The sequence below is a fragment of the Nitrobacter sp. CN101 genome, assembly GCF_055390255.1.
Genome location: NZ_AP038833.1, coordinates 3963432 through 3976049 on the forward strand (window position 1 = coordinate 3963432; position 12618 = coordinate 3976049).

At 58.7% G+C, this 12618-nt stretch carries 10 protein-coding genes and 2 pseudogenes; 11 read left to right on the top strand and 1 reads right to left on the bottom strand.

Going from position 1 to position 12618, the window contains the following annotated elements; translation table 11 throughout:
- Positions 1–638: 638 nt before the first annotated feature.
- From ACZ5IL_RS19780 to ACZ5IL_RS19795, 4 genes and pseudogenes are all read left to right on the top strand, one after another.
- Positions 639–956, top strand: a complete 318-nt coding sequence (locus ACZ5IL_RS19780) for an integrase core domain-containing protein (RefSeq protein ID WP_464594160.1) — start codon at positions 639–641, stop codon at positions 954–956.
- 140 nt (positions 957–1096) lie between these two features.
- Positions 1097–3277, top strand: coding sequence for a TonB-dependent receptor (locus tag ACZ5IL_RS19785; RefSeq protein WP_464594161.1), 2181 nt, complete (start codon positions 1097–1099; stop codon positions 3275–3277).
- A 23-nt stretch (positions 3278–3300) separates the two neighbouring features.
- Positions 3301–4479: a PepSY-associated TM helix domain-containing protein gene (locus ACZ5IL_RS19790; RefSeq protein WP_464594162.1), complete on the top strand. Its 1179-nt coding sequence runs from the start codon at positions 3301–3303 to the stop codon at positions 4477–4479.
- 100 nt (positions 4480–4579) lie between these two features.
- A pseudogene (locus tag ACZ5IL_RS19795) lies at positions 4580–5614 on the top strand (IS3 family transposase); the annotation flags it as partial.
- Positions 5615–5798: 184 nt separating this feature from the next.
- On the opposite strand, the gene nhaA reads toward ACZ5IL_RS19795, so the two are convergent.
- Complete coding sequence (gene nhaA / locus ACZ5IL_RS19800; protein ID WP_464594163.1) at positions 5799–7163, bottom strand: Na+/H+ antiporter NhaA; 1365 nt, start codon at positions 7161–7163, stop codon at positions 5799–5801.
- Between the two features lie 528 nt (positions 7164–7691).
- Between nhaA and ACZ5IL_RS19805 the strand changes: the two genes are divergently transcribed.
- From ACZ5IL_RS19805 to ACZ5IL_RS19835, 7 genes and pseudogenes are all read left to right on the top strand, one after another.
- Entirely contained in the window at positions 7692–7838 is a 147-nt protein-coding gene (locus ACZ5IL_RS19805) for a hypothetical protein (RefSeq protein ID WP_464594164.1), read from the top strand.
- 24 nt (positions 7839–7862) lie between these two features.
- Positions 7863–8273 (top strand): DUF3489 domain-containing protein, encoded by a 411-nt coding sequence (locus tag ACZ5IL_RS19810; RefSeq protein ID WP_464594165.1) that lies wholly within the window; start codon positions 7863–7865, stop codon positions 8271–8273.
- A gap of 58 nt (positions 8274–8331) precedes the next feature.
- Positions 8332–8787, top strand: coding sequence for a DUF2924 domain-containing protein (locus ACZ5IL_RS19815; protein WP_464596948.1), 456 nt, complete (start codon positions 8332–8334; stop codon positions 8785–8787).
- The gene (locus ACZ5IL_RS19820) at positions 8784–10442 is read left to right on the top strand and encodes a recombinase family protein (RefSeq protein ID WP_464594166.1); all 1659 of its coding nucleotides are present in this window, start codon (positions 8784–8786) and stop codon (positions 10440–10442) included. Before ACZ5IL_RS19815 ends, ACZ5IL_RS19820 begins: the two co-directional genes overlap by 4 nt.
- 658 nt (positions 10443–11100) lie before the next feature.
- Entirely contained in the window at positions 11101–11580 is a 480-nt protein-coding gene (locus ACZ5IL_RS19825) for a DUF5681 domain-containing protein (RefSeq protein WP_464594167.1), read from the top strand.
- The gene (locus ACZ5IL_RS19830) at positions 11573–11965 is read left to right on the top strand and encodes a DUF5681 domain-containing protein (protein ID WP_464594168.1); all 393 of its coding nucleotides are present in this window, start codon (positions 11573–11575) and stop codon (positions 11963–11965) included. The genes ACZ5IL_RS19825 and ACZ5IL_RS19830 overlap by 8 nt, the downstream gene beginning before the upstream one ends.
- Positions 11943–12173 (top strand): annotated as a pseudogene (locus tag ACZ5IL_RS19835) (ParB/Srx family N-terminal domain-containing protein); the annotation flags it as partial. The gene ACZ5IL_RS19830 and the pseudogene ACZ5IL_RS19835, both read left to right, overlap by 23 nt.
- Positions 12174–12618: the final 445 nt, after the last annotated feature.

The window sequence follows — 12618 nt, forward strand, 5'->3', positions numbered from 1 at the left end:
TTTCGGTACAGACAGGGAACGCCTGGCGGGCAGTCGCTGCCTTCGACGAACGGCAAGCCGCCGGTCCCGCACCAGCCACAACATCCAGCAGCACAAACCGCGCCGGCGCAACCGGGCGGCAAGGCGATTGCCCAACCCCTGCCCAGTCCAAGCGGCCAGTCAAGTCCACCGGCATAGCCTCCGAAGCAGGACGCCGGTGCAAACCGGGCTGTCGTCGCCCCGCGGACACCGGCATCGCCCGGTGATAAGTCAGCCGTGCAATCATTTCCCGGCACGCCCGATGCACAGTCGTCGCCTTCGGTGAACAGCAAGCAGCCGATTCCTGGCCAGTCCAAGCATCCGCAAGCGCAGCAACATACGTCGGTGCCAATGATCAAACGGCGAGGACCGCCCAGCCAAGGATGGCGGACCTTTCTGCGTAATCACGCGCCGGAAATTGCCGCGATGGACTTGTTCGTTGTCCCGACTATCGGTTTCGACCTGCTCTATGCCTTCGTCATCGTCCGGCTCGACCGCAGAGACATGGTCTGGATCAACGTCACAACAAATCCGACAGCGGAGTGGATTGCGCGTCAGATAACGGAGGCCTTCCCTTGGGATGATGCCCCAAAACCTCATCCGCGATCGGGATCAAATCTATGGCGCGGTCGTCACACGCCGACTGCGCGCCATGGGCATCCGGGACAAGCCCACTGCACCAGCTTCACCTTGGCAAAAATGGCTTTGCCGAACGGCTGGTCGGATCGATCCGGCGTGACTGTGTGGACCACATCATTGTCTTGGGCGAGGCGCATCTGCGACGGATACTCAAATTTTATGCCGACTATTACAACCGTGTCAGAACCCATCGATCTTTGGACAAGGATGCGCCGGTTTCTCGCTCGGTTCAGCGAACCGGAAGCATCAAATCACATGCCATCCTTGGCGGACTTCATCACCGCTACGCCCGTGTTTAAGTTTTCGGTACACACACCCGTCCTACGGCTCCGCTGGACGCGCGACAGAATACATTCCACAGCAACGGCTCTGTTTATAATAATTCTATGCTCGAATCCTATCTGCACACGTAATGATGCTGTAGAGGAAGCGTTTTTGGGTGGATGATCCAACCGTGACGGTCACCGCACCCAAGGCCGCAAACAGGAAACCGCGCAGTGTTGCTCGGCGCGCTACCGCTCCGGCGAGATCGACTGCTGTTTCGCGCGTTGCCACTCCGGTGAGATCGCCGGCTGTCCCGTATCTCACGCCTTCGACCGGCACGATCGGTCAACTGCCGGCTCCCTATGCCGGCGGCCAGGTCGGGACCACCACACGCGTCGGCATGTTAGGCAATCGCAATGTCTTCGATACGCCGTTCAACACGACGGGCTACACGAGCAAGCTAATCCGCGACCAGCAGGCCAACACCATCAGCGATGTCGCCGACAACGATCCCTCGGTGCGAACGAACTCACCACGCTATAGCGGAATCGATGGGTTTTTGATCCGCGGCTTCCCGGTATTTGCGAGTGACTTCGCGTTCGACGGCCTTTTCGGCATCACCGATACGCGCCGTCCTGCCCTAGAGCCTATCGAGCGTGTGGAAATCCTGAAGGGGGCAAGCGCCTTGCTGTATGGAATTTCGCCGTTCGGAAATGTCGGCGGGACAGTCAACCTCATTCCGAAGCGTGCCACCGACGATCCGATCACGCGATTGACGACGGGCTTCGTGTCAAACGGAAATGTCGGGACGGCCGTCGATTTCGGCCGGCGCTTTGGCGAGTACAAGGAGTGGGGCGTTCGCCTCAATGGTGCCTATCGCGATGGCCAGACGCCGATTGCCTTCCAGACGGATGGATTCGGCGTCGGCGCGGCGGCTCTCGACTACCGTGGCGAACGGTTCCGGGCTACGGTGGATGTCGGTTTTCAGAAGCAGAACCTGAAGGCGCCAACACGCGTGCGGCAGGTGAACCCGGGCTTTCCTATCCCGGATTCACCCTTACTCTGGATCAACCAGCAGCAGCCCTGGGAATACTATCAATCGAACCATCAATACGCTGCGCTACGCGCCGAGTATGACCTCAATGATTTCTGGACGCTGTACGGAGCTTACGGTCGCAGCAAATCTGACGAGACTTTCTTCGGTGGAACTCTGAGACTCACGAACGCACTGGGCAGGTTCACGTCACAACCGGCCCTCACCGTACAAGATGCCGATCGCGAAACCGGAGAGGTTGGGCTGCGCGGCCGTTTCGCCACCGGAGTGGTGAAACATTCAACCGTGATGTCGGCCACCGGTCTGTGGCAAGACAACGGAACTGCCGCTACCAATGTCGGATCATTGATTACGTCGAACCTCTATAACCCGGTTTATGTGGCTCCGCGTAGCGCGACGGGCCTGTCACACGATGCGCCACTTGCTTCGCGGCGGATCAATCAAAGCGTCGCGATCGCAGATACAATGTCGGTTCTCGATGATCGCGTGCTCCTCACCGTGGGCGGGCGCTGGCAGGGAATCGATGTTGCCAACTTCAATAGGACCGGTGCCGTGACCTCACGCCCGCAGAACGAGGCGATCACTCCTGCCGTGGCTCTCGTAGTAAAGCCAATCAACAACCTGTCGCTTTACGGCAACTACATCGAAGGCCTAACGTCGGGTGGAATAGCGCCAGTCGGGACCGCCAATGTCGGCCAGGTCTTTCCTGCGATTGTGGCCAAGCAGATCGAAGTCGGCGCCAAGTATGACTTCGGGACTGTGGGTGTGAGTGTAGCAGCGTTTGAGATTACACAGCCCAACGGGTTTACGAATCCGGCAACCAACATCTTCTCGGTCGATGGCGAGCAACGTAATCGCGGATTGGAGTTCAACACCTTCGGTGAAGTCGCTCCCGGAGTGCGTCTGCTCGGTGGCGTGGCCCTCATCGACGGCGTGCAGACCAAGACGGTTGGCGGCCAATTCGACGGCAGGACCGCGGTTGGCGTTCCGGATGTTCAATTCAACCTGTATGGCGAATACGATCTGCCCTTCTGGCGAACCTCGGGAGTGGCGACCCTGACCGGGAGGGTCATTTATACCTCGCGGCAATTCTACGATCAGGCGAACACGCAGCAGATACCTGACTGGACCCGGGCTGACATCGGGGCACGCTACGTCACTAAAGTCGACGGCAGGCTGCTGACCTTGCGTGCGGCGGTCGAAAACGTCTTCGGGCTAGACTACTGGGCAACGACGGGACGCGGCTTCCTCACCCCCGGTACACCGCGCACTTACCGGATCTCGGCGAGCATCGACTTTTGAAGTCGCCGTGAGACAGTGATGTTGTGAACGACCGTTCGGAGACAACAGCAGCTTGGACTTCCACGAATTCCCGAAGGCTGCGCGTTGCGCTCGTCCGGCTGCATCGTTGGCTTGGCCTGAGCCTGGGCATCCTTCTCGTGGTGATCGGTCTCACGGGCAGCTTCGTCGTCTTTTATCGCGAGATCGACGCAGCATTGAATCCGAGCCTGTACACTCCGGCCGGGCCTCAGCACCGTCTCAAGGCCGCCGAGGTCATGCGGATTGCGGCCATCGCGGATCAGGCGCCGATCCGATCCGTCATCGCTCCTGACCGGACCTGGCCGGTCTGGATCGTCATCCACTCCCACGCGACGGAGAAAGGTCAATATCCGAAGCTCTGGACCACCATGATCGATCCGTCAAATGGGAAGGTGTTAGGTCGGCGCGACTACACCAACTGCTTTGCGTTCACCGTCTATCGCATGCACCACAATCTTCTGCTCTATGACTGGTGGGGTCACGAGCTTGTCGGAGCGATCGGATTCCTACTGCTTGGGATGGCTTGCTCGGGCCTGTATCTATGGTGGCGGGAGCGAGTCCGATTCTGGCGCTCTGTCTCGATCCGCAGACACGTGTCCGCGCAACGCTTCATGCGCGATCTGCACAATACAGCGGGCTTCTGGAGTTTGCCGTTGCTTGCTCTGATCGCCGTGACGGGTATCGGGATCGTGTTTCCAAGTGTCGTCCGACCTTTGGTCGGCTTGATCTCAACGGCCAACCCTGACCCGTCACCGACCGTCAAGTCTTCTCCTCCCAACGAAACCTCACGATTGTCCGCTGATGCGATTATTTTCGCGGCGCGCACCGCCAAACCCGGCTACGAGATAGCGCAATTGACACCGCCGAACGAGACTCGCGACACTTGGCGTATCCTGTTGCGCCCACCGGGCTCCGATCCAGCCCTTCGCACCCGCGGTGCCATCTGGCTCGACCCCTGGACGGGTGCACTCGCGCACGACCGCACGCCTGACTCCATGTCGCTGGGCGACCGCTATATGACCGGACAACTCTGGTTGCATAACGGATCGACCTTCGGCTTGTTCGGTCGTCTTCTGGTCTTTGCCGTTGGCTTCGTGCCGCTTTTTCTCTTTGTCACAAGCTTTCAGATTTGGCGGTGGAGGCGCGCGGCAAAGATCAGCCCTTCGGAAAATGGACTAGATTAGAATCTTCCCTATCTGTCCGGCGTCAGCGCTGATGGGACCAAAGCGGCTTAACTGCGAACGGAGGATTTCTGGTTCATCGTAGCCTTTCAAAGGAGCGAAGATGAGACAGAAATCCGGGACAGGGAAAGCGCCATCGGAGCAGGTCATCAAGGACATCCGCCGTGCGACCCGCAAGCAGTATTCGGCCGAAGAGAAGATCCGCATCGTACTGGAATGCCTACGCGGTGAGGAGTCGATCGCCGCCCTGTGCCGCCGCGAAGGCATCGCTGAGAGCCTGTATTACAACTGGTCGAAGGAGTTCCTGGAAGCCGGCAAGAAACGGCTTGCCGGCGATACGGCGCGGGCGGCCACCAGCGACGAGGTGAAAGTGCTGCGCAAGGAGGCGCGCGATCTCAAGGAGGTCGTCGCCGAACAGGCGCTGGAGCTGCGGCTGCTTAAAAAGCATGATCGCGGATGGGGGCGGCAACGAATGAGATATCCCGCATCCGAGAAGCTGGAGATCATCCGGCTGGTCGAGCAGTCGCGCCTGTCGGCGCGGCGCACGCTGCAAAAACTTGGTATTCCACGGTCGACCTTCAATCGCTGGTATGATCGCTTCCTCACTGGCGGTATCGACGCGCTGGAGGATCGCAGGCCCCGGCCGAACCGGGTTTGGAACCGCATTCCCGAGGAGACGCGAGATCAGATCATCGAGCTGGCGCTAAATGAGCCGGAGCTATCGCCTCGGGAGTTGGCGGTCACCTTCACCGACACCAAGGGCTACTTCGTGTCGGAATCTTCGGTCTATCGCCTGCTCAAGGCCCATGACCTGATCACCAGCCCGGCCTTCATCGTCATCAAGGCCGCCGACGAGTTCCACGACAAGACGACAGCGCCGAACCAGCTCTGGCAGACCGATTTTACCTATCTCAAGGTCAGCGGATGGGGGTGGTTCTACCTGTCGACCGCGCTCGACGACTTCTCTCGCTACATCATCGCCTGGAAGCTGTGCACCACGATGAAGGCGGAAGACGTCACCGACACGCTAACCATGGCGTTGCAGGCATCCGGCTGCGACAGCGCCAGAGTCGTGCAGCGGCCGCGAATGCTTTCAATTGCGCGTTTCCGAGAATTATTTTCAGACGTGCTTGATTGGCCAAAGGCATCGCACGATCGATGACCGGAGGGTTGCCGATCGTCGATTTGGGTCGCTCCGTTTCGCGCGTTCGGCTGAAATCCAGCGACCAAAAGGAGTTGCTTCGATCGCCTTCGATCCGCGCCGCTTCCTGATCCGGGTTCGGCTTCAGCGCATATCGGTCGACGTGCGTTCGCGGCGTTTGCTAACGATCGCGATCGCGTTTCGTTTTGCCGCGAACGCAGGCGGCACCCCAGCCAAGCCCGAGTATCGCAGCTACCGAAGAGCCCAACAGCACGCCGAGCTTCGCCCCAGCCAGTAGGTTCTCGTCGGCAAAGGCAAGCATGGCGATGAAGATGGACATGGTGAAGCCGATCCCGGCGAGCAGGCCGACAAGGGCGATCCCTTCCCAGGTCACGCCGGGTGGTAACCTGCACCAACCCAACCGCACCATGAACCATGTGATGGCGATGATGCCGAGCGGCTTACCCGCGACGAGGGCGACGCCGACGCCGATCATGACCTGTTGCGCGCCGCCGGTGCTGAGGTCGATTCCATCAAGGCTGACGCCCGCGTTTGCTAGGGCAAAGATCGGCATGATGCCGTAGGCGACCCAGGGATGCAGTGCTGTCTGCACGCGCACCACCGGCGGTAACATTTCCCTATTAGCGAGGCGCAACTGCCGCCGGGGCTGGGCCAGACGACGCGCGTCTTTCGCGGGTACCGCGTCATGGCCACGCAGTTCTGCGGCAATGCGGGACAATACGTCGATCGGCTGCTCGCGCATGGGTATGGAAATCACCGGCGTCATCAAGCCGAGAACCACTCCGGCCAAAGTCGGGTGAGCGCCGGTCACCAACAGGCCGATCCAAACAACCGCGCCCGGGATCACGTAAGCATAGGCTGAACCCACACCGATCCGTTGCAGGGCAACCACCATGATGATGCCAGCCCCTGCAATCGCAAACCCGCTCGGGTCCAGTCCGCCGGAATAGAAGAAGGCGATGATCAGAACTGCGATCACGTCGTCAATGATCGCCAGTGCCAGCAGGAATACCCTTACATTGGACGGGATAGAGCGTCCCAACAAAGCCAGCACGCCGACCGCGAAGGCGATATCCGTCGCGGTTGGCACCGCCCAGCCCCCGACACTAGCAGGATCGCTATTGAGGCTCACATAGATTAGCGCTGGCGCGATTACGCCCCCGATCGCCGCAGCGATGGGGAGTGCCGCCTGATTGATCTTGCTCAGCGCCCCTTCATGAATCTCGCGCCGAATTTCCATCCCGACAACCAGGAAGAAGACCGTCATCAGCGCGTCGTTGACCCAGAAATGCAGAGACTGCGCGTAGACGAAAGTTCCGAGTCTGATCGAGAAGGGTAGATGCCAAAGGTCGTGATAGCTTTGGGCGAGAGGAGAGTTGGCCCAGAGCAGCGCCACAACCGCCGCCGCCAACAGCACAATGCCGCTGACAGCCTCGACATGCAGGAATTGATCAAGGGTCCTAAAGGCCCGTTCCGCCAGCCGCTGGGCTTTCGGCAGATCGTTAAATGAAGGGCTCTCGTTCATGGGGTCGCACGCGTCCCGCGTGGCGGCCCGACCATCGCTTGACCTGTCGCTACCCCAATGCAGCGAGCACCCGGGCATTGTTGTGACATCGCTATGGCGACAGTTCAACCTTGAAGAATGACCCCGTCGCTTTACGGGTCGGCCTCAAAACCCTGACCAACTTCGCGAACCCCATGGCTGCGACACGGTCGGTAAAGCCATCCCTCACGACTCACCCAGCCAACCTCCAAGACCGCGCACCAATTCACCAGTGGCACTGTCTCCGGTTGCCATTCGGCAAGCAACCGCTGGCCCGCCTCGCGCCGGGCTCGACATGTTGCGGCGGTGTTTCGATTTTGGAGCAACGACGCCCTGCCCGCTGCTCGGCAGTCCTAACAGGGGAAGGACACTCCCGGCGCGGTGAGCCACCGCTGGAAAATACCGTTTCCCAAACAACAGACGTTTTTAGGTGGGTGAGCCAGCCTAAGCTGTTGCAGAAGGCTTTGAGTGTTCGTTCTCGCTACGGTGGCGATGCAGAGAAGGTTTGGAATGAGCAACAAGATTGCTCAGAAATCACTGGCATTGCCGGGCGATTGGAGCGGTACTGTCGGCAAGTTGAGTGCCTGCTTCGGCCACTTAACGGCCTGCCCCGCCGGCGTGTTCGCCGTGACGGGGCTTCGGTGGTGGCAGCGATGATGCTGCACCAACCGGAGCCGTCACATGACCAAATCACAATCCCGCAAAACTTCATCTCGATCAGCGGTGGCGCCCAGCCGCGCAAAGCCGGCGCGCCCTTCATCGACCAAGACCACCAAGGTTGGACCCGTCAAGAAGAGCAGATCAGCACCAGCCCAATCGTTGGATCAACCGGTGAAGCATCGCGTCGGCAGTAAGCAAGCCCGGGTCATCGAGATGCTGATGAGGGCCGAGGGGGCAACGATCGACGACATCATAAAGGCCACGAATTGGCAGCAGCATTCGGTGCGCAGCTTCTTCGCTGGTATCATACGGAAGAAGCTTAAGCTGACATTGATATCGCAAGCTACTGAATCCGGTCGGATCTACAAAATCACTGGAAACGCCGCATCTGCCGCGTCGACCGGATCAAAGCCTGGCAAGGCTGCGGCCTGATGCCATGGCGCGAAATCCAGGATCACGAAAGCCTATCGGTCGAAGGCTGAACTTGTCATTGGAGGACGAGATTGCGCATCTGCGCCGTTTCGACCTGATTGGCCTACAGCGCCGCTGGCAGAGTGTGCTGGGGCGGTCTGCCCCCGAGCACCTGCCCAAACATCTGCTGTTCGGCATTCTCGCCTATCGTATCCAGGCCGATGTGCTTGGAGATCTCGATGCTGCGACGATTCAACTTCTGAAGCGTGCGGCTACCGTGCAGTCTTTGAACGAAGTTTCGCCGCTTGTAGCAGCCCAGGATCAGCGCAAGCAAGCTATGGTGCTCGGCACTGTGCTGACGCGGGAATGGAACGGCCAATTTTATCGGGTGATGGTCGTCGAAGGCGGCTTCGCGTTTGAGGGCAAGACCTTCGACAGCCTGTCCAAGATTGCATTCGCCATCACCGGCACGAACTGGAATGGACCGCGCTTCTTTGGTCTGCGTGCCCGAAACGGCAAGGAGGCACGAACATGAAGCCGGCCGACAACCGGGTCGTCCGATGCGCGATCTATACGAGGGTATCCACCGACTCTGGCCTTGATCAGGAGTTCAACTCGCTGGATGCCCAGTATGATGCGTCCCAAGCCTATATCCGAAGTCAGGCGCATGCAGGCTGGTCGCTGGTCAAGGCTCGTTATGATGATGGCGGCTTTTCGGGCGGATCGACCGATCGCCCTGCCCTGCAGCGGTTACTAGCGGATGTCGCGGCCCATCGGATTCATATCATCGTCGTCTATAAGGTGGACCGGCTGACACGCGCTTTGGCTGACTTCGCGAAGCTGGTCGAACTGTTCGATGCCCATGGCGTCTCGTTTGTCTCGGTAACCCAGCAGTTCAACACCACCACATCAATGGGACGACTGACGCTCAACGTCCTTTTGTCTTTCGCTCAATTTGAGCGGGAGGTCACCTCGGAGCGCATCCGCGACAAGATTGCAGCCTCTAAACGCAAGGGGCTGTGGGTCGGTGGCATGGTTCCTCTAGGCTACATCCTCAAGGAAGGTCAGCTTCACATTCACGAGGAAGAGGCCAATACCGTTCGGCTGATTTTCCAGCGCTATCTGGAACTCAGCAGCGTCAACCGCCTGGTTAAGGACCTCAAAGAACGAGGCTTTAAGTCCAAGGTCCGGCAGCTGGCATCAGGCGGAACGCGAGGAGGTGTGCCGTTCACGCAGGGACCGTTGTTTTACATGCTGCGGAACCGCTTCTATCTGGGTGAGATCAAATTTAAGCGAGAAATTCTGCCTGGACCTCAGCCGGCCTTGCTCGACCGCACACTGTTTGATGCCGTTCAGCAAAGGCTGACTGAACAGTGGTCACATCGCACGACGACACGTATCCGAACTTGTGCCCTCCTTGCAGGACTTCTGTTTGATGACGCAGGTCATCGCATGATCTTGACCTACTCCAGTCGGGACCGCGTTCGACATCGCTATTACGTTTCTGCGCCCTGTATCCGGGGTCAAACGGATGAGCCTGTTGGGTCTGTCACCCGCGTGCCTGCGTCCGAGATCGAGGTCACGATCTCCAAGGCGGTCATCGCCAACACGGACATGGATGAATCGCTTTCGACCGATACGTTGTCTCGAGAGACGATTGAGCGGTTTGTCACTCGGATTGAGGTTCGCAAGAACCAGTTGGCGATCAATCTGAGGTTTGACGAAAACGATATCCAACGGACCCAGAATCACTACGATCCCGATCCGGCTGAACCTCACGCAGTCGCCTCGCGCACCATCGTCGTGCCCTGGAAGAAACCATCAAGGCCCGCCCGGGAGATTTTGCTGCCGGCGAGTACGCCAGAGCATCGCGCTCGGCCCATGAAGGCCGAACGCCGGTCGGCTCTGATCCGCTCGATCGGCCGCGGCCGTCTCTGGCTTCAGGAGATCGTCGACGGCCGCGAAACAATCGAAAGCCTCGCCGCTCGGCAGCATTGCAGCACCCGACATATTAATATGACCATCTCCCTCGCCTTCCTTGCACCGGCCCTGGTCACAGCAGCCGTTGAAGGACGTTTTCCCCGCGGGATCGGTGTCGCTACCCTTCGCGATGCGCCGGCTGAATGGTCTCAGCAGATGAGGCGCCTCGGCCTGGCACCAACAGGCGCTCCCGATTCTGAGAACCGGTAACCGCGCGCCTTATCCCGTCCGTCCAATTCCCAGGAACGGGAAATTGCGTCGCAGAGACAGAACCCCAAAACCCGCCCAGACGGGTTACGGAGACCGACCCTCCGCAGATCAGAATACGAAAAAGCCCGCCACTAGCGGGCCTTTCTCATCAGTCTCTGAAAATCTGAGAAATAACAGACTGGGTGGTGGCGGACGCAGTCGGATGCGAACGGGTCTTTCCAGCTTTACGGGAATTAACAGGGCAAAAACGCAAATTTGGCCGTTTTCGCGCATATGACATGGCAAACAACGGCGTATTTTTAGGGACTTACGCTATAAATTCCCACGAAAGCCGGGCGGGAATTTGCGACGGGACCTGCGTGAAATTAAAGCGAGCCAGCGCGAAGACCGGCAGCAGCATTGCGCACCAAGTAGCGCTCGATTGATCGGCTTGCCGCAGGACTTGATCGACGCGGCAAATCATTCTATTTTCCGAGGGCCTGAGACGGGTGTCGATGATGCGGCATGGGTCGTTGCGCCGCCCCGTTGTGAATAGAGAGCCGGCATGGGTCGGAGCTATTCTTAAGGTACCTCGACGCTGCATGGGCAGATTGCGTGGTTTTCGGTTTTCACCGGAGCCGCGCTTTTTTTATGCCGACTCCAAATCGAGGAGCAGTCCATGCCCCGTGAGTATTCCGTCGGTTACAAGAAGCCGCCAGTCGAACATCAATTCAAGGCAGGCAATTCGGGCGGGCGTAAGAAGGCTACTTGGAAACGCCGACTTCCAGAATTTGCAAAACAGCTTGATCAACCATTGAGGGCACAACGCGGGGGCAGGACAATCGCGCTACATCCCTTTGAGGCCGGCATAAACTCTCTCGTTAGAGAGGCCCTGAGGGGTAAGCCGCAAGCCGTCAAAAACGTACTCAGGATTTTTGAAAAAGCTGGATTGCTAAACGCGTCCGTGGACGGGCAAACCGAGGGCTCCTTAGTTATTCCGAAGGGCTTCACCACGGCGGCCTTTTTTGTCCTGATGAGCAAGTTGGGATATCCGCCTTGGGACCCCGAAACATTCGCCGCCGCCAAAGCCGAATACGCAAACGATAGGGCCCGGATTGATGAGCTCTACCGAAAGTTAAAGGGGCGCGCCAATGCCTGACGAATCGACACCTTCTGGCGGCCGCAAGCCGCCCCCGATCGAATATCGGTTTCTCAAGGGAGAGTCGGGAAACCCGCGAGGTCGACCGCGAAATTCAATCAGCTTTTCGAAAGTGGCTCAGAAAGTTGCCTTGAAGAAGGTGCAAATCTCGTATGGAGAAAGAAAAATAAAGCAGACTGTCCTCGGACATGTGTTGGAAGTTTTGAAAAGAGAGGCAGCTCGAGGCGTGCCGTCAATGATCACCGAACTTGCACGGATCCATGCCAAGCTCACTCCAGCAGCAGAGGTACAGCGGACCGGCGTCCTTCTCGTTCCAGAAACATTGACGCCAGAAGAATGGACCGCGCAGGCCGAAAAACGTAATGCTACGCTCACTATCGGCTAACAGATCCAACCTGACCATTGTTTATCAGGACATCGCAGCCCTCAATCCGCGCAAGAGCAATCCCCGAACTCATTCCAAGAAGCAAATCGACCAGCTTGCACGAGCAATCACGCAGTTTGGATTCACTAACCCAGTTCTGATCGATGATGCCAACGGGATTATCGCCGGGCATGGCCGCGTCGCAGCCGCCAAGCTCGTTGGCCTGAGCCAGGTTCCGACGGTGCGCCTATCTGCGATGAGCGAATCCGAAATCCGCGCCTATGTAATCGCCGATAACAAGCTTGCCGAAAATGCCGGCTGGGATCGCAACCTACTTGGGCTGGAGTTTCAATATTTGAGCAGCCTCGACATCGATTTCGATGTCAGTTTAACGGGGTTCGAGCTGCCGGAAATTGATCTTCTGATCGGCGAACTCGCCATCGCCAACAGCAACGAACCTACTGATACGGACATTCCGCTTCCCTCAGGTCCTGCCGTGACGCGGCTCGGGGATATCTGGCAAATCGGCAGCCATCGCCTGATCTGTGGCGATTCAACGCAACGGGAGACGTATCAGCGATTGTTGGGCGAAGTCCGCGCGCAGCTGGTGTTCACCGATCCGCCCTATAATGTTCCGATCGCGGGTCACGTTGGAGGTTTGGGCAGCGTGCAGC